Source organism: Salipiger sp. PrR003, from assembly GCF_010500785.1.
GTDB classification, from domain to species: Bacteria; Pseudomonadota; Alphaproteobacteria; order Rhodobacterales; family Rhodobacteraceae; genus Salipiger; species Salipiger pacificus_A.
The window spans coordinates 22,023-38,401 of the sequence record NZ_JAAGOV010000048.1; the positions used below are offsets into that span (position 1 = coordinate 22,023).

Below are 16,379 nucleotides of genomic sequence, written 5' to 3' on the forward strand. Positions count from 1 at the left end.
AGGAGCAGATGCAAGACCCCGCCATTCTGGACAGCCACCTTCACCTCGTGCGCCGGGACCGGCTCGATTACCCGTGGCTGTCCGGTGCCCCGGCGCTCGACCGGGATTGGCTGCTCGAGACCTACGCCGAGGAGGCCCGGCGCATCGGAATCGGCGGCGCGATCCACATGGAGGTGGATGTCGCCGACGCGCGCCTCGAAGACGAGACCGCCTGGATCGGAGAGCTCGCCGCCAGCGGCACCTTCCCGATCCGCGGCGCGATTGCAGCGTGCCGTCCCGAGGCGCCGGACTTCCCGGCTTACCTCGAACGCTCGGCCGCGCGTGCGCTGGTTGTCGGCTTCCGCCGCGTGCTGCACGTGGTGCCCGACGATGTCTCGCAGGGCGAGCTCTTCCGGCAGAACCTCCGCCTGCTCTCTGGTCCCGATCTGCCCTTCGATCTCTGCGTGCTCGCACGGCAACTGCCACTGGCGATCGAGCTGGTGGACGCCGCGCCCAACACCCGCTTCGTGCTCGACCATTGCGGCGTGCCGGATATCGCGGGCGGACAATGGGACACCTGGGCGCGCGATCTCGCCGAGATCGCCAAACGAGCCAACGTGTCGGCCAAGATCTCGGGTGTCGTCGCCTATGGCGGCGCGGGCTGGACGCTGGACGAACTTGCCCGCTGGGTCAGCTACACCGCCGAGACCTTCGGTCCCGAGCGCCTCTGCTGGGGCGGCGACTGGCCGGTGAACACGCTGGGCGGCGGGCTCTCCACCTGGGTGGCGGCCACCCGCGCGATCTTTGCCGGCTGCAGCGCCGAGGAGCGTGCCGCGCTCTATGCCGGGAACGCGGCGCGTATCTGGAAACTCTGAGCCTCGGAAGGTCACGGCGAAGAGCTTGTCGAGGTCGTCTCTGGCGGCCTCGACCCTTCCATGCTTCAGAGCGCCATTGATGCGCTCCGAGCCTTCCTGCCGGAACGGCGTGTGGCCATGGTGGCGGGGGCACGGGCTCGCGGTCACCTGGCGCTCATTCTTTCGGGGAGATTTATCCTCGCATAAGACTGACTGCGTCGCTCTAGGTGCGTCCGGCCCGATGGCGGGGGGCTCATAGGAACGCACGTGGACCCCATTTCCGGTACCCGCGTGCGGACTGCGTTCAGAAGGCCCTGTCAGCCCAGATCACCTGCGAAGACCACCAGCTCGCGCGTCGCCGCCCTCAGGGCGAAGGCGCGTGCAGCCTGGTACTCGGGGTCGTCGTAGCAGGCCTTGGCCAGGGCGAGGCTCTCGAACTCCACCAGCAGGATGCGCGATTTGTCCCCGGCCTCGACCAGCGCGGGCGCGTCGTCGCCGCGGCGCACCCTGGCGCCGTATCTTGCCGCGATGGACGCCCAGAGGCGCCCGTAGTCCGCCTGCGCGTCGGCGTCGGTCACGTCGGTGCCGAGCACCAGCCAATAGCCTTTCATCGGGGTCATCCTTCCCTGGTCGGATCGTGTCGCGGCAGGTCTAGCGCGGCGGGTCCCGCGCGGGAAGGGCCGGGCGCCAGGAGGGCGCAGACAGTGACCTTACGCATCCGCAGCGTGTCTTCGGGCATCCGGCCAATCGTCACCCCCCGGCGGGCGGTCATCGCGAGGCCCGGGGCGAGCCCGCTTCAGGTCAGCTGCTCTGCGTCCGGCCGGCGCAGGCCTCCGCAACCTGATCGGCGCGATGTTTGCGGCGTGAAACGAATGAAACAGCCCGCGCAATCGGCCTGAAACGCGCGGCCGTCAGAACTTCTGTCCATCGGAAGGGCTCAGCGCCCAACGAGTTCACCAGACCCCAAATGGACAGGAGTTCAGACATGACCACCCAGACCCTCGAGAAGCCCGCGAAGACCGCCATGAACGGCGTCGACGTTCCCACATTCCTGGCCACGCTCGGCGTGGTCGGCGAGACCCCCGAGATTGCAAAGTTCACGTTCCGCGCCGACGGAGAGTGGCTCTCGGGGACCCACAGCCGCACTGCCTTCACCGGATTTCACGGCGCCATGCAGGATATGCAGCATCGCCGTGACTACGCCGTCGAATGCGATCACCCGCAGGTGCTCTGCGGGGCCGACAACGGCGTGACCCCGGTCGAACTGCTGCTTGCCGCGCTGGCTTCCTGCATCACCGCGGGCATCGGCAATATCGCCTCGATCCGCCAGGTGAAGCTGCACGCAGTCGAGACGAAGATCGAGGGCGACATCAACCTCAACGGCATCCTCGGCCTCGACAAGTCCGCCCGCAACGGCTTCACCGGCGTCCGCATGGCGGTCTCCATCCGCGGCGATGCTCCGCAGGAGACACTGCGCGAGATCGTCGAGCAGTCGGTCGCCCGCTCCGCAGTCTTTGACGTGCTGAGCAACGGTGTGCCGGTCTCGGTCGAGATGGCCGCCTGAGCCCTCGCGACGCCCCCGTGACGCCCCTGTGACAGACCGCCCGCGCCATCCGGGGCGCGGGCCAGCGCTTTCAACCCTGCCTCTAATGGAGCGACCCATGCCCCGATTCAACGCCCCCGCCGCCAAGCCCGGTTACGGCTCCGGCTTCGACCACGTCGCCCTGCGCGACACCATCGACGACTTCCGCACTTGGTGGGACCGGAGTTGCCTGCTCGCCCACGCGCCGATGATCCCGTCGAAGGAGAGTTCGATGCCGATGGCTGCCTGAGCCCTGCAGAGCCCCCTTCCTCGCCTCCCTCAATCCTCCCTGACGGCCCGCCGCTCTGCGCTGCGGGCCTTTGCTTTGCGGCGGGGCAGCGCGCGCTGAAACAGTCGAAACGTCGAACCCCCTTTCGCGAGGCATGGGCGAAACGCGGGGCGGGCAGTCTTCGGAAAACCGCAACGGAGAAACCCGATGAGCACTGCCACCAACGTCCTGATCCTCGGCGCCGGCCAGGCCGGTCTCGCCCTCAGCTGGTCCCTGTCGCGCCGCGGTATCGACCACATCTTGCTCGAGCGCGGACGGGTTGGCGAACGCTGGCATTCCGAGCGTTGGCCGGGGCTGCACCTGCTGACACCCAACTGGATGAACCGCCTGCCGGGTCCCTGGTCCGAGGATGCCCCCGAGGGCTTCATGTCCGCCGCCGCGTTTGCCGCCCGCCTCGAGAGCTACCGCGCGGCGATCTCGGCCCCGGTGGTCACGGGCTGCGAGGTGCAGTCGGTGACGCGCGAGAACGGCCGCTTCCGGATTGTCGCGGGTGGGCGGCCGTGGTTCTCCCGGGCGGTGGTCATCGCCACCGGCGCCTGCGACCTGCCGGCGGTCCCGGTCTGGGCCGAGGGCTTGCCGCAGGAGATCACCCAGGTCGTGCCGACGCGCTACCGAGGCGCCGAGGCTCTGCCCGAGGGCGGCGTGCTGGTCGTCGGTGCCTCGGCCACCGGGGTGCAACTGGCCGCCGAGATTCAAGCCTCCGGGCGCCCGGTGACGCTGGCGGTGGGCCGCCATGTCCGCGCGCCGCGCCGGTACCGGGGTCGCGAGCTCTTCGAGCTGCTCTCGCAGAGTGGCTTTCTCGGTGCCTCGCGTCCCGAGGAAGCCGACCCTGCCCATCTGATGGCGCTGCCCTCGCTGCAGCTCACCGGTTCCGGCGGTGGCGGGGCACTCGGTCTCGACCACCTGCGGGCCATGGGCGTGCGGCTGGTGGGGCGGGCGCTGCGGGCGGAGGGATCCGTGCTGCAGTTCGACCCTGACCTCGGAGCCGAGATCGACGCGGGCGAGCGGCGGCGGCGCAAGCTGCTGACCCAGCTCGAGACCCATCTCGTCGCGACCGGGAGCCTGTTGCCCGCCGATCCGGAAGCCTGGCGGGCGCCCGATCTCCCGCGCGCCGGGCCACAGAGTCTCGACCTCTCGGCGCAGGGCATCCGCACGGTCGTCTGGGCGACCGGTTTCCGCCGCAGCTACCCGTGGCTGCACCTGCCGGTGCTGAACGCCGCGGGCGAGCTGGACACCGACCGAGGGATCGCCGCCGTGCCCGGGCTCTACGCCCTCGGACTGCCGTTCCTCCGCCACCGGGCCTCGGCCTTCATCCATGGGGTTGGACGCGATGCCGAAGACCTCGCCCCGATCATCGCCGCCGGCTTGTGCCGGGGCAGTCAACTTGCCGCCTGACAAAAGGAATATCCACATGACCACAGCAACTTACGACGTCCTCATCGTGGGCGCCCGCTGCGCTGGCGCGGCCACGGCCCTGCAGCTCGCGCGGAGCGGCGCCCGGGTCCTGCTGATCGACGGTGCCCGTGCCGGCACCGACACAATGTCCACCCATGCGCTGATGCGCGGGGCGGTCATGTTGCTGGAGCGCTGGGGTCTCGCCGAACCACTCCGCGCGGCGGGAACCCCGCAGATCGCGCGCACGAGTTTCATCTATGGCGCCGAGACCTTCGACATCGCGCTCCGCCCCGAGCACGGCGTCAAGACCCTGATGGCGCCGCGCCGCCACCTGCTCGACCGTATGCTGGCCGAGGCCGCTGCCGAGGCGGGCGCGGAGCTGCGCTATGAGACGCGCTGCGCGGCGCTGATCCATGACCCGCAAGGCCGGGTCACCGGCGCGCGGCTGGCCCTGGCCGATGGCACCCCGCGCGAGGTCTCGGCCGGGCTGGTCATCGGTGCCGACGGCAAGCGTTCGCGCGTGGCGCGGCTCGCGGGGGCCGAGGTCACGCGGCAGGCGCGCCATACGGTGGCCTGCGCCTACCAATATTTCTCGGGACTGCCCAACCGTGGCTTCCGCTGGCATTTCACCAACGGCGCCGCGGGCGGGATTATCCCGACCAATGACGGCGGAAGCTGTGCCTTCGTCGCGCTCCCGGAAGACTCCCACGCCGCGCTGCGCAGCGCTCCGGTGCAGGCGCTTGCGGCGCGCCACATGCCGCGGATGGCCGAGGACATGGCCGGGGCCGAGCCCGCCGAGGCGCGGGTGATCTTCGCGGGGCTCAAGGGCTACATGCGCCGCTGCGCTGGCCCGGGCTGGGCTCTGGTGGGCGACGCCAGCTGGTTCCGCGACCCGATCACCGCCCATGGCATCACCGACGCCTTCCGGGATTCCGAGCTGCTGGCGGAGGCCGTGAAATCGGGCACCCTGGGCAGCTACGAGGCCCGGCGGGATCAGCTCTCGTTGCCGATCTTCGAGCTTTCCGACCGTATCGCCAGCCTCGACTGGAGGCTGGATGAACTGGCCGATCTGCACAAGCAGCTGAACCGCGCGATGAAGGCGAACCAGGCATGGATTGCCGGGGAGCGCGACGAGGTGCGGCGCGTCGCCTGAGCAGCGGGGATGGCCCAGTGAGGCCATCCCTTCCGCGCAGTGCACCTCTCGGCCCGATCGCCGCTGCGCTGAAACACTCGAAACAAATCCGTCCCCGCCAAGACACGCGGCTGAAACGGGGGGCGCTGAGGCTGGGGGTTCCCCGCCGGACGAAAACCTTGCCACAGAGGTGCAAGATCCCGCATGTTTGTAGGACATTTCAGATCAGCAGATTTCTATAGCGAAAAGCCGCGCGCTCCGGGGGAGATGGCCATGGAGAAGTCCCTGTTCGACAAGTACGGCGGCTTTTCCGTCGTCAGCAAGATCGTCCTCGACCTCTACGACCGGCTGCTCGACGACGATGACGTCGGCCCGTTCTTCGACGAGATCGACATGGCCCGCATCGTCGATCACCAGACCAAGTTCGTCTCGTCGCTGATGGGCGGCCCGGCCTCCTATACCGATGACCAGATCCGCAAGATGCACGCCCACCTCGAGATTCATCAGCGGCATTTCGACAAGCTGCAAAGCTTGCTGCGCGCGACGCTCGCGGATCACGGCGTCGCCCCCGAGGATCAGGCTGCGATCCTTGCCGCCTTCGAGGCGCGGCGCGACCTGGTGACGGAGTAGCGCCATGACCATCGCCGCGATCAACGAGCAGCTGCTGAGGGCGATCGGGGTCGGGGTGGCGCTGCTCGATCTGCAGAGCCTGCGCCTGCGCTTCTGCAACGACACCTTCCGCGGCTGGTTCGGCGAAATCGAGGTGGGTTCGAAGCTGCTCGAGCAGTTCCAGGATTTCGACACCGAGGCGCTGCGTGCCGAGCTCGCCGCCGAGGGGCGCTACACCACCGAGACGACCTTTCGGCTGCGCCGCCGCACGATGACCGTGGCGATGGATTTCAACCGCGCGCTCGACGAGGACGAGCCGATCGCGGTGCTGGTGTGCCAGAACATCTCGCGCATCAAGGAGCTGGAGTCGATGATCGACAGCTACTCCATGATGGTCGAGCGCAACACCCGCGAGATCAAGCGCGAGAAGGAGCAGGTCGAGAAGCTGCTGCTCAACATGATGCCGCGCTCGGTCTACGAGGAATACAAGACCTTCGGCATCGTCACCCCGCGGCTCTACGATCCGGTCTCGGTGGTCTGCATCGACTTCGTCGGCTTTTCCGAGATGGTCAGCGCGCATGAGCCGGGGGTGATCGTCTCGGAGCTCAACGACATCTACACCGCCTTCGACCGCATCGGCGAGCAGTTCGGCTGCGCGCGGATCCGGGCGGTGGGGGATCTCTACATCGGCGTCGCCGGCTTGCCCGATCCCACCGAGGACCACGCGCAGGCCGCTGCCAATGCCGCCATCCGCTTCATGCGATACCTGAACCAGCGCAACGGCAGTCACCCGATCCAATGGTCATGCCGCGTCGGCATCGCCGCGGGGGCGGTGGTCGGCTCGGTGGTCGGCGTGCAGAAATACATCTACGACGTCTTCGGACCGGCGGTGATCACCGCCGGACAGCTGCGCTACAAGGCTGAGCCGATGACCATTTCCGGCAACCGCGCGGTGGTCGAGCGGCTCGGTGATGCGTTCACCGCCGCCGAGGCGGGCAGCATCACGCGCTCGGACGGCAGCGAAGAGACGGTTTTCCGCATCGCCGCCGAGATGCGCGCGCCGCAGGAGCGCTGAGATGGCGGTGCGCTTCGACCCTTCGGTGCCGGAACCGGCGGAGGGCGCGGCGCGGCGTCCCGCCGACATGCTGGCCGAGGTGATCGATGCGCTGTCCGAGGGTCTCGCGATCTTCGACGAGAATGCAGGGTTGCTGCGCTTCAACCGCGGCTTTGCCGAGATGAACCCGTCGGTGGCGAACCTTCTGGCCGAAGGGCTGGGCTGGTCGCTCCTGCTGCGTGAATGGGTCCTGCGGGGAGGTCTGAGCGCGTCGGACGCCGAGCGGCTCAGCTTCATGGAAGCGCGGCTCGCGGGCGGCGATTGGATGGTCACCCCGCTCGAGATCGAGGCCGGCGACCGCGTCACCGAAATCCTGCTGCGCAGCACCGCGGCGGGTGGCTTCGTGCTGGTGCAGACCGACATCACCGAGCGCCGCGCCTTCGAGGAGACCGAGCGCGCCGCCGACCAGCTTGTGCGCAAGGTGCTGGAAAGCTGCCCGGCCAATATCATCATGTCCCGCGTCGGCGACGGCGAGGTGATCTATCGCTCACCCGCCGCCACCGAGCTTCTTGGCAGCGCCGAGCACACCCACGCGCATTTCGCCTCGCGCGCCGAGCGAGCCGATTTCATCACCGCCGTGCTGCCCGACGGGCGGGTTGACGACATGCCGGTCACCGGCATCCGTGCCGACGGGCGGCGCTTTCCGAGCCTCGTGTCGGCACGGCTGATCCAGTACCGGGGCGAGGATGTGCTGGTCTCGTCCACCGTCGATGTCTCAAAGGAGGTGGACCTGCGCCGCCGCCTTGCCGCGCAGCGCGAGCAGATTTTCCAGGCCGAGAAAATGTCGGCCCTCGGCGAGCTTCTGGCCGGTGTGGCGCATGAGCTGAACAACCCGCTCTCGGTGGTGGTTGGTCATGCGCTGATGCTGCGCGACGAGGAAATCTCTGACGAGGTGCTGCGCCGGGTCGAAAAGATCTCGGATGCCGCCGAACGCTGCGCCCGGATCGTGAAGTCCTTTCTCGCCATGGCCCGCCAGCAGCCGGCGCGGCTGGTGCCCATGGACATCGCCGAGACCGTCGAGACCGCCGTGGGGGCGCTCTCGCAGAGCGCCGAGGGGCTGGCGGCTGAGGTCTCTCTGGACATTGCCGCCGACCTGCCGCCGGTGCGCGGCGACGCCCATCAGATCGCGCAGGTGGTCATCAACCTCGTGACCAATGCCGATCAGGCCATCGCCGAAAGCGGCACCGGAGGCCGGATCGACGTTTCGCTGACCCACCACCCCGAGGCGCAGCTGGTCGAGCTTCGTGTCGCCGACGACGGTCCGGGCATCCCCAAGCACATTCGCAGCCGCATCTTCGACCCGCTCTTCACCACCAAGCCCGTCGGTGCGGGCACCGGCATCGGGCTGGCGCTCTGCCACCGCATCGTCACCGCCCATTCCGGCACCATCGCCCTCGCCGAGGGCGGGCCGGGCGCCACACTGGTGGTGCGCCTGCCAACCACCGAGGTGGACTCCGCGCCTGCCCCCGGCAGGGCGCCGTCAGAAAAGCCTGCCGGGCGCGGCGCGGTGCTTGTGGTCGACGACGAGGAGGATGTGTCGGACCTCATCCGCGAGATCCTCCTGCGCGACGGCTTCGAGGTGACCGTGGCGAACTCGGCCGAGGCGGCGCTCGCGCTGCTGACGGCGCAGGACTTCGCGCTGATCCTCACAGATCTCAACATGCCCGGGCTTGGCGGTCGCGGCTTTTACGAGCGGCTCCTGCGCGACCGCCCTGCGATGGCCCGCCGCATGGGCTTTGTCACCGGCGACACGATGAGCCCGCAGGCGCGCGGCTTCCTTGACGGTGCCGGTCGGCCCTTCCTCGAAAAGCCCATTTCCCCCGAAGAGCTCCGCCGCCTCGCCCGCGCCATGCTGGAGGGCGGCGCATGAGTGATCACGTGCTCATCTGCGACGACGAGCAGGACCTGCGCGAGATGGTTGGCGAATACCTCGGCAAGCGCGGCTACCGCACGACGCTGGCGGGCGGCGCCGCGGAGCTGCGCGAGAAGCTGGCGCAGGAGCGGCCCGATCTCATCCTTCTCGACATCAACATGCCCGGCGAGGACGGGCTTTCCGTGCTGCGCAGCCTGCAGGGGCCCGAGGCGCCCATGGTCATCATGCTGACCGCCGCCGGCGAGGTGATCGACCGCGTGGTCGGCCTCGAGATGGGGGCAGATGATTACCTTGCCAAACCCGTGGACCTGCGCGAGCTTGCCTCGCGGATCAAGGCGGTGCTGCGCCGCCAGACCACGGCCCCCGAGGCGGCGCCGCGCGCACGCACCCGCTTCCGGTTCGGCAAGACCTGGCTCGACCTCGACGCGGCGAAGCTCTTCGACGAGGCGGGCATCGAGCTGCCGCTCACCGCGATGGAATTCAACCTTCTCAAGCTCTTCGCCCGCAATCGGGGGCGCGTGCTCAATCGTGACCAGATCCTCGAAGGGGCGCACGACCGGTCGTGGGATCCCTTTGACCGGTCGATCGACATCCGCATTTCGCGCCTTCGCAAGAAGATCGAGGTCAACCCGGCGAAGCCCGAGGTGATCCGCACGGTGCGCGGCGTAGGGTACATCTACGATCCGGGCTGACAGAATTGAAACACGCGCGCCGCCTTCCGGACACGCGCGCGAAACACCGACCGGACAGACTGGCTGCATCATCCGACACAATGGAGAGCGCCATGACCCTGACCCCGCAGCACATCACCGACATCCGCCTCAGCTGGCAGGTGCTGGCCAGCGACGCTGACGGCTTCGCATCGGGCTTCTACCACCGCCTGTTCCGCCGCGATCCGGACCTCAGGCCCCTCTTTGCCAGCACCGATCTGCCCGCGCAGCGCCGAAAGCTGATCACGGCGATCGCGCTCGTCGTGCGCCATGCCGACGATCTTTCGCCCGTGCTCGGCCCGCTCGCGGAGCTTGGCGCCCGCCACTTGGGCTACGGTGTGAAGACCCGCGACTACACCACCGTCGGCGGCGCGCTGATCGAGACCATGGAAGCGCAGATGCAGGGGGCCTTCACGCCCGAGGTCCGTGACGCATGGCTCACCGCCTACGGGGCCGTGGCCGGAACGATGATGGCCGGAGCCGAGACGGCCACCCGGCGCGCGCGTGCCTGAGGTGATCGCCATGCCCGCTGCGCCCGCTCCCTCGATTTCGCCCGCCGCACTGACGGCGGCGGGGCCGCGCAGGCGCCTTGTCGCCGGGGCGCTGGCCTCGGCTCTCGGGGTCTTCGTCCATTGCCTTCTCCCGCTTCTCTGAGCGCTCTACACAAAGGGATTTTCTCATGACCAGAGCTTTCCAGAACATCCTGCAGACTGTCGGCCGTACGCCCATCGTCCGCATCAGAAAGCTCGCGCCCGAGGGCGTCGAGCTTTACGTCAAACTCGAGGCCTTCAATCCAATGGGCTCGGTCAAGGACCGGCTGGCCCTGGGCATCATCGAGGCCGCGGAACGCGACGGCTCGCTCGGGCCCGGCCAGACGGTCGTCGAGGCGACGAGTGGAAATACCGGCATCGGCCTTGCCATGGTCTGCGCCGCCAAGGGCTACCCGCTGGTGGTCACCATGGCCGAGAGCTTCAGCATCGAGCGCCGCAAGCTGATGCGCTTTCTTGGCGCCAAGGTCATCCTGACCCCGGCCTCGGAAAAGGGCTCCGGCATGATCGCCAAGGCGCGCGAGTTGGCCGAGAAGCACGGCTGGTTCCTTGCCCGGCAGTTCGAGAACGAGGCCGGGCCTGACTTCCACTCGCGCACCACGGCGCAGGAAATCCTCGATTGCTTCGAAGACGCGCCGCTCGACTATTGGGTGAGCGGTTTCGGAACCGGCGGCACGCTCAAGGGCGTGGCGCGGCGGCTGAAGGCCGAAAGCCCCGGCACGCGGATCGTCGCCGCCGAGCCGGACAATTCCGCGCTGCTCGCCTCGGGGTGGTGCCAGCCCTACAACGCTGACGGCTCGCCCGCCGCCAGCCATCCCGCGTTTCGCCCGCACCTGATGCAGGGCTGGTCGCCGGACTTCGTGCCGAAGCTGGTCGATGACGTGCTGCGCGAGGAATGGATCGACGCGCTGCAGCCGGTCGCCGGCGCCGACGCGATGAGGTGCGCGCAGGAGCTCGCGCGCCACGAGGGCATCCTCTGCGGCACCTCGGGCGGCGCGACTTTTGCCGCCGCGCTCGAGGTGGCACGGCACGCGCCGAAGGGCGCGCGCATCCTCGCCATGCTGCCCGACACCGGCGAGCGGTACCTCTCGACCCCGCTCTTTGCCGAGATCGAGGAGGTGATGAATGCGCAGGAGCTGGACATCGCCGCCTCCACCCCGCGCTTCCGCTTCGACGCGGGCGCCAGCACCCCGGCGCCGCAATCCGCGCCGGTGGCGGCGAGCGGAAAGGCCAAGGCCGAGCTGGAGGCGCTGATCTCGGACCCGGCGCAGCCGGTGGTTTTTTTCGCGCTGGAGTGGTGCGAGTTCTGCTGGTCGGTGCGCAAGCTCTTCGCCGCGGCGGGGATCGAATACCTCTCCGTGGATCTCGACGGGGCGGCCTACCGCGAGGGCGATCGCGGCGGCGCGCTGCGCCGGGCGCTGGCCGAGAAGACCGGCGCGGTGACCATTCCGCAGATCTTCATCGGCGGCAGGCACGTCGGAGGCGCCACCGAGACCTTCGATGCCTTCAACAGCGGTGCGCTGCAACAGATGCTGGCCACCGAGGGCCGAGAGGTGCATACCGAGGGCATCGGCTATGCCTATGGCTTCTTGCCTGCCTGGCTGCACCCGCGCACGCCGGCCACCGCCTGAGGAGGCGAAACGATGCAAGAGATCTGCAAGGACACCCCCGCGCAGCCGGGCCGCTACCGCTGGGTCATCGTGGGCGCCGCCTCGGTGGTGCTGGCGGTGGCCATGGGGCAGCTCGTCAATGGGCTCTCGGCCTTCTTCACCCCGCTCGAGCAGAGCGAAGGCTGGAGCCGCGGCGACATCGCCCTGATCAACTCGGCGGGGCTGATCGGTCTTGCCATCGGTGGCATCGCGATGGGCTGGCTGGCCGACCGGATCGAGACTCGCAAGGTGGTGCTGGCCGGGACCATCGTCACCGGGCTCTGCGTGACCGCGGCGGGTTTTGCCAGCACGCTCTGGCAGCTCTATGCGCTCTTTTTCGTGGCGGGCGCGCTTGGCGGCGGGGCGCTGTTCGCGCCGCTCTTCGCCCTTGTCGGCAGCTGGTTCCGAACCGGTGCGGGGCTGGCGATCGGCATCGTCTCGGCCGGGCAGGCCATGGGGCAGGGCGGCATCCCGCTCGCCAACGCCATGCTGATCGACGCCTTCGGCTGGCGCGGTGCCTTCGTCGCCATCGGCCTCGCCTCGCTCGCCATCATGGTGCCGCTTGCCCTGCTGGCCCGCGCGCCGAGCGCCTCGGAAGGTGCCGGCGCTCAGGCCGAGAAAGACGCGCCCGCCGTCCACCCCGCTGTGGTGGTGGTGCTGATGAGCCTTGCTGTCATCTTCTGCTGCGCATTGATGTCGGTGCCGCTGATGCATCTCGCGCCGCTGGTCGAGCTTTGCGGCGCGACCGGCCCCGAAGCCGGGGGCGTGCTTTTCGTCATGATGCTGACCGCCATCGCCGGCCGTGTCGCCTTCGGCAAGCTTGCAGACATGATCGGCGCGCTGCCGGCCTATCTGGCGGCAAGCGTTTGGCAGACGGCGCTGGTCTATCTTTTTATCCAGATCGACGACATCGGGCTCTTCTACCTTTTCGCGCCCATCTACGGCTTCGGCTATGCCGGGGTGATGACCGGGGTGCTGACCACCCTCCGCGCGCTGATCCCGGCCCGGTTCCGCGCCAGCGCAAGCGGCATCGTCATCGCCTTCGCCTGGGGCGGTCACGGGCTGGGCGGATGGCTCGGGGGTCTGTTCTTCGACCGCACCGGCAGCTACGATCTGACCTTCGGCGTGGCCGCGATGGCCGGGCTGGTGAACCTCGCACTGCTTTTGGCCCTCGGGGCACTGGTGGTGCGCGGCAAGTCCGGGCCGCCCTCGCAACAGGCGTTGGCCCGAACGGCCTGAGGTTTCCGCACGGGAGACCGCGGCAGGGCCACGAGGGGCAGGGCGCCTTCCCCCGGACCGCCGGACTACACGCCATCCCGCAGCGCGCGACCTCGCGTCCCCCTTCAGAGGTCCTCGAGCGAGGCCATGAACTGCGAGAAAAGCTCGCCCTGCGAGCTTACCCCCAGCTTGCCGTAGATATTGCGCCGGTGGATGCGCACCGTGCCGGGGGCGATCCCCAGCGCGTGGCCGGTGGCCTCGGCGGAATGGCCCTTGAGCGTGTATTCGACGATCTCCGCCTCGCGCGGGGTCAGCAGGTTGCGCCCGAAACTCTGGAAGGCATCGTCGATCAGCTTGGGCAGGCGCGGCCCCTCGCTGCTCGGCTGCCCAGCGAAGTCCTCGATCAGCCCCGCCCAATGGCGCTTCGCGCAGGCTTCGACGAAGGGAAAGATCGTCTGGAAGTCGCGGAATTCCCGCGCCGAAAACGCCTTCAGCTCGCGCATCGCCGATATCACGACGCTTACATCGTCACCAACGTCAACGATAAAGCCTATTTCTTCGGCAAGCCCGGTCTGCACATAGTAGTTCCGGAAGTATTCGGCTTGGTAGAAGCGGTCGGGCGCAAGCTCGCGCAGGCGCACCAGCCGGGACGTCGTGGGAGCGGCGGAGTGGAGGTAGAACGGGTCCAGAAGATAGGGGCCTTCCTGGTAGTCATCGACCATGACCCGCCGCTTGGCGCTGGGAAAATCGTCATAGATATCAATAGGTCGGCGGTCCTTATAATAGGCGAAGGTGACGGTGAACTCGAAGGGCACGACAGCGCGCATCGCCGCGGTCAGCGCCTTCGGAAAGCGCGGGGTGCCAATGGCAGAGACGACCTCTGTACTCGCCGCGACCCAGCCTTCTACGTCAAATTTCCCAGCCATCTATGCCCTTTGTGGTATATACAACCATTTACCGTTTTTGTACCTTTTTTGAAAATTACGGCATATGCCGCTCGGCGCAAGGGGAAACAGCCATGCCGGGCAAGAGGGGATAAGCCGGGCCGGGGAGCACGATGATTCAGGAACCGCACATGACCGACGCCACCACCACTCACGTCCGCGCGCCGGAGGCCGTGGCGGAATTCGTCGGCGCGACCAAGCGCTTCGGCGAGGTACTGGCTGCCGACCGCATCGATCTGCGCATCCGGCGCGGCGAGTTCCTGTCGTTCCTTGGTCCCTCGGGCTGCGGCAAGACGACGGCGCTGCGCATGCTGGCGGGCTTCGAAAGCCCGACCGAGGGCGAGGTGCTGATCGATGGGCGCGATGTCTCGGCGGTTCCTGCGCACAAGCGCCCGGTCAACATGGTCTTCCAGCACTACGCGCTCTTTCCGCATATGACCGTGGCGCAGAACGTCGGCTACGGGCTGCGCCAGCGCCGCCCGCGCCTGCCGAAGCGCGAGATCGAGATCAAGGTCGCCAAGGCGCTCGCCACGGTGCGGCTGACCGATTTCGGCCCGCGCCGGATCTGGGAGATGTCGGGCGGCCAGCAGCAGCGCGTGGCACTGGCGCGGGCCATCGTCAACGAGCCGCAGATCCTGCTGCTCGACGAACCCATGGCCGCGCTTGACGCCAAGCTGCGCGGCGAGATGCAGCGCGAGCTCTTGGAATTGCAGCGCAGCCTCGGGATCACCTTCGTGCTGGTCACCCACGATCAGGAGGAGGCGCTCGCGATGTCCGACCGCATCTGCATCATGGGCAAGGGCCGGATCGCGCAGGTGGGCACCCCGCAGGAGCTCTACGACCGCCCGCGCAGCCGCTACGTCGCCGATTTCGTCGGTAAGGCCAACATCGTCTCGGGGCAGATCACCGGCCGTCAGGGCGGCATGGCGCAGGCGGTTCTGGGCAACGGCGTCAAGGTGGTGCTGCGCGACGAGCCCGGCGACGCGCGCACCTCGGCCGAGATCGCCGTGCGCCCCGAAGCGCTGGCTCTCGCGCTGCGCGAAAGTGCTGTCCCCGCGGGGACAGCGGCTGTCCCCGCGCGCATCACCCACCGAACCTTCCTGGGAAGCCACTCCGAATACCTGCTGACGGCCGAAGGAATCGGACCGCTTCAGGTGAATATCCCGCGACAGGCCGAAAGAGCCCTGGGCGGACATGACGTGGGCGCCTCTGTCCACGTGCTCTGGCCGGAGGGAACGGGTCTCGTTCTCGCCGCCGACGACTGAAGACATCCACATAAGTCAAAGTCCAACAAGGGAAAATCGAAATGAAAGACGACAACACGCCGATCTCGCGCAAGGCGTTCATGGAAGAGCTGCGGCGCTTCCAGAAAGGCTCCGTGACCCGTCGCCACTTCCTCGGGGTGACCGGCCTCGGCACCGCTGCGGCGGTGATGGGCGGCGCCATGCCGGGCCTGCTGCCAACCCGCGCCCGTGCCCAGGACATCGGCGACCGCGTGGTGCTGGCGACCTGGCCGAACTACCACGATCCGGCCAACTTCGATGCCTTCACCGACGAGACCGGCGCCTATACGCAGGTCAACGTCTTCGGCTCGAACGAGGAAATGCTGGCGAAGATCCAAGCCGGCGGCTCGGGCTGGGACGTCTTCGTGCCCACCAACTACGCCATCCCGACCTATGTCGAGGCCGACCTGATCGAGCCGCTCGACCTGAGCAAGATCCCGAACTTCGACGCGGCGGCTTTTGAGAAGCGCTTCTCGGACGCGGGCACCATCGACGGCGTGGTCTACGGCGTGCCGAAGAACTGGGGCACCACCGGCATCGCCTTCAACTCCGACAAGACCGGCGGCGTTGTGGACAGCTGGAAGGCCTTCTTCGACGGGGCGCGCGACAAGTGGGACGGCCGCGTGATGGTGCATGACTATCAGCTCACCACCATCGGCAATGCACTGTGCTACCACGGCTTCTCGTTCAACTCGGTAGACCCCGAGGAACTGGCTCAGGCCGAGAAGCTGCTGATCGACGTCAAGCCGCACCTCTACGCGATCTCGTCCGACTACCAGCCGGCGATGCGCAACGGCGATGCCTGGCTGACCATGTGCTGGACCGGTGACGGCAAGCAGATGAACACCGACATGCCCGAGATCGGCTTCGCGCTCGGCAAGGAGGGCGGCGAGATCTGGTCGGACTATTACGCCATCCCCAAGGACGCGCCGCACAAGGAGGCCGCCTACGCGCTGATCAACTTCCTGCTGTCGCCGGAGGTGAACGCCAAGGAGGCGCTCGCCCACGGCTACCCGGTGGCCGACAGCCGCACCAACGCGCTGCTCCCCGAAGAGCTGCTGAACGATCCGATCATCTACCCGGCTGCCGAAGCGCTCAGCCCGCTGGAGTTCGGCGCGGCGGTGACCCTGACCGACCCGAACCGCGCCGAGCTGATGGCGCGCTTCAAGTCGGCGTAAGACAGAAGACGGAGACAGGACG

The 16,379-nt window shown here is 68.1% G+C and carries 17 protein-coding genes and 1 pseudogene; 16 read left to right on the forward strand and 2 right to left on the reverse strand.

What is annotated here, in order from left to right; all coding sequences use genetic code 11:
* Nucleotides 1-8 precede the first annotated feature (8 nt).
* The gene (locus G0D83_RS17775) at nt 9-854 is read left to right on the forward strand and encodes an amidohydrolase (RefSeq protein WP_164196142.1); all 846 of its coding nucleotides are present in this window, start codon (nt 9-11) and stop codon (nt 852-854) included.
* 296 nt (nt 855-1,150) lie between these two features.
* Here the strand turns inward: G0D83_RS17775 and G0D83_RS17780 are convergent, their stop codons facing one another.
* Entirely contained in the window at nt 1,151-1,444 is a 294-nt protein-coding gene (locus G0D83_RS17780; RefSeq protein WP_164196143.1) for a DUF1330 domain-containing protein, read from the reverse strand.
* A 374-nt stretch (nt 1,445-1,818) separates the two neighbouring features.
* On the opposite strand from G0D83_RS17780, the gene G0D83_RS17785 reads away from it, so the two are divergent.
* The 13 genes and pseudogenes from G0D83_RS17785 to G0D83_RS17835 all read left to right on the forward strand — a co-directional run bounded on the left by G0D83_RS17785 (nt 1,819) and on the right by G0D83_RS17835 (nt 12,973).
* The gene (locus G0D83_RS17785; protein WP_164196144.1) at nt 1,819-2,397 is read left to right on the forward strand and encodes an OsmC family protein; all 579 of its coding nucleotides are present in this window, start codon (nt 1,819-1,821) and stop codon (nt 2,395-2,397) included.
* A 97-nt stretch (nt 2,398-2,494) separates the two neighbouring features.
* On the forward strand, nt 2,495-2,665 hold the full coding sequence (locus G0D83_RS17790; RefSeq protein ID WP_164196145.1) for a hypothetical protein: 171 nt from the start codon (nt 2,495-2,497) through the stop codon (nt 2,663-2,665).
* A gap of 186 nt (nt 2,666-2,851) precedes the next feature.
* On the forward strand, nt 2,852-4,099 hold the full coding sequence (locus G0D83_RS17795; protein WP_164196146.1) for an NAD(P)/FAD-dependent oxidoreductase: 1,248 nt from the start codon (nt 2,852-2,854) through the stop codon (nt 4,097-4,099).
* A gap of 16 nt (nt 4,100-4,115) precedes the next feature.
* Nucleotides 4,116-5,252, forward strand: a complete 1,137-nt coding sequence (locus G0D83_RS17800; RefSeq protein ID WP_164196147.1) for an NAD(P)/FAD-dependent oxidoreductase — start codon at nt 4,116-4,118, stop codon at nt 5,250-5,252.
* 252 nt (nt 5,253-5,504) lie between these two features.
* Nucleotides 5,505-5,861, forward strand: coding sequence for a group 1 truncated hemoglobin (locus G0D83_RS17805; protein ID WP_164196148.1), 357 nt, complete (start codon nt 5,505-5,507; stop codon nt 5,859-5,861).
* Between the two features lie 4 nt (nt 5,862-5,865).
* Nucleotides 5,866-6,915 (forward strand): adenylate/guanylate cyclase domain-containing protein, encoded by a 1,050-nt coding sequence (locus G0D83_RS17810; RefSeq protein WP_164196149.1) that lies wholly within the window; start codon nt 5,866-5,868, stop codon nt 6,913-6,915.
* Between the two features lies 1 nt (nt 6,916).
* On the forward strand, nt 6,917-8,824 hold the full coding sequence (locus G0D83_RS17815) for an ATP-binding protein (protein WP_164196150.1): 1,908 nt from the start codon (nt 6,917-6,919) through the stop codon (nt 8,822-8,824).
* Nucleotides 8,821-9,519 (forward strand): response regulator, encoded by a 699-nt coding sequence (locus G0D83_RS17820; RefSeq protein ID WP_164196151.1) that lies wholly within the window; start codon nt 8,821-8,823, stop codon nt 9,517-9,519. The genes G0D83_RS17815 and G0D83_RS17820 overlap by 4 nt, the downstream gene beginning before the upstream one ends.
* A 92-nt stretch (nt 9,520-9,611) precedes the next feature.
* Entirely contained in the window at nt 9,612-10,049 is a 438-nt protein-coding gene (locus G0D83_RS17825) for a globin domain-containing protein (protein ID WP_164196152.1), read from the forward strand.
* 10 nt (nt 10,050-10,059) lie between these two features.
* Entirely contained in the window at nt 10,060-10,191 is a 132-nt protein-coding gene (locus G0D83_RS32525) for a hypothetical protein (RefSeq protein WP_255455848.1), read from the forward strand.
* A gap of 25 nt (nt 10,192-10,216) precedes the next feature.
* A pseudogene (locus G0D83_RS17830) lies at nt 10,217-11,254 on the forward strand (PLP-dependent cysteine synthase family protein); the annotation flags it as partial.
* Nucleotides 11,255-11,359: 105 nt separating this feature from the next.
* Nucleotides 11,360-11,716, forward strand: a complete 357-nt coding sequence (locus G0D83_RS32265) for a glutaredoxin domain-containing protein (protein WP_370457262.1) — start codon at nt 11,360-11,362, stop codon at nt 11,714-11,716.
* A 12-nt stretch (nt 11,717-11,728) separates the two neighbouring features.
* Entirely contained in the window at nt 11,729-12,973 is a 1,245-nt protein-coding gene (locus G0D83_RS17835; protein WP_164196154.1) for an MFS transporter, read from the forward strand.
* Nucleotides 12,974-13,077: 104 nt separating this feature from the next.
* Here G0D83_RS17835 and G0D83_RS17840 read toward each other — a convergent pair whose 3' ends face one another.
* A complete protein-coding gene (locus G0D83_RS17840) occupies nt 13,078-13,878 on the reverse strand; it encodes a helix-turn-helix transcriptional regulator (protein WP_108969276.1) in 801 nt (266 codons plus the stop codon).
* A gap of 149 nt (nt 13,879-14,027) precedes the next feature.
* On the opposite strand from G0D83_RS17840, the gene G0D83_RS17845 reads away from it, so the two are divergent.
* Nucleotides 14,028-15,161, forward strand: coding sequence for an ABC transporter ATP-binding protein (locus G0D83_RS17845; RefSeq protein ID WP_164196155.1), 1,134 nt, complete (start codon nt 14,028-14,030; stop codon nt 15,159-15,161).
* Between the two features lie 41 nt (nt 15,162-15,202).
* A complete protein-coding gene (locus tag G0D83_RS17850) occupies nt 15,203-16,357 on the forward strand; it encodes a PotD/PotF family extracellular solute-binding protein (protein ID WP_108969274.1) in 1,155 nt (384 codons plus the stop codon).
* The last annotated feature ends 22 nt before the right edge of the window (nt 16,358-16,379 follow it).

Coding starts and splice junctions, on each gene's coding strand:
- G0D83_RS17785 (WP_164196144.1), top strand. CDS start 1,819: ATGACCACCCAGACCCTCGAGAAGCCCGCGAAGACCGCCATGAACGGC.
- G0D83_RS17790 (WP_164196145.1), top strand. CDS start 2,495: ATGCCCCGATTCAACGCCCCCGCCGCCAAGCCCGGTTACGGCTCCGGC.
- G0D83_RS17835 (WP_164196154.1), top strand. CDS start 11,729: ATGCAAGAGATCTGCAAGGACACCCCCGCGCAGCCGGGCCGCTACCGC.
- G0D83_RS32525 (WP_255455848.1), top strand. CDS start 10,060: ATGCCCGCTGCGCCCGCTCCCTCGATTTCGCCCGCCGCACTGACGGCG.
- G0D83_RS17815 (WP_164196150.1), top strand. CDS start 6,917: ATGGCGGTGCGCTTCGACCCTTCGGTGCCGGAACCGGCGGAGGGCGCG.
- G0D83_RS17820 (WP_164196151.1), top strand. CDS start 8,821: ATGAGTGATCACGTGCTCATCTGCGACGACGAGCAGGACCTGCGCGAG.
- G0D83_RS17805 (WP_164196148.1), top strand. CDS start 5,505: ATGGAGAAGTCCCTGTTCGACAAGTACGGCGGCTTTTCCGTCGTCAGC.
- G0D83_RS17845 (WP_164196155.1), top strand. CDS start 14,028: ATGACCGACGCCACCACCACTCACGTCCGCGCGCCGGAGGCCGTGGCG.
- G0D83_RS17850 (WP_108969274.1), top strand. CDS start 15,203: ATGAAAGACGACAACACGCCGATCTCGCGCAAGGCGTTCATGGAAGAG.
- G0D83_RS17795 (WP_164196146.1), top strand. CDS start 2,852: ATGAGCACTGCCACCAACGTCCTGATCCTCGGCGCCGGCCAGGCCGGT.
- G0D83_RS17780 (WP_164196143.1), bottom strand. CDS start 1,444: ATGAAAGGCTATTGGCTGGTGCTCGGCACCGACGTGACCGACGCCGAC.
- G0D83_RS17810 (WP_164196149.1), top strand. CDS start 5,866: ATGACCATCGCCGCGATCAACGAGCAGCTGCTGAGGGCGATCGGGGTC.
- G0D83_RS17840 (WP_108969276.1), bottom strand. CDS start 13,878: ATGGCTGGGAAATTTGACGTAGAAGGCTGGGTCGCGGCGAGTACAGAG.
- G0D83_RS17800 (WP_164196147.1), top strand. CDS start 4,116: ATGACCACAGCAACTTACGACGTCCTCATCGTGGGCGCCCGCTGCGCT.
- G0D83_RS17825 (WP_164196152.1), top strand. CDS start 9,612: ATGACCCTGACCCCGCAGCACATCACCGACATCCGCCTCAGCTGGCAG.
- G0D83_RS17775 (WP_164196142.1), top strand. CDS start 9: ATGCAAGACCCCGCCATTCTGGACAGCCACCTTCACCTCGTGCGCCGG.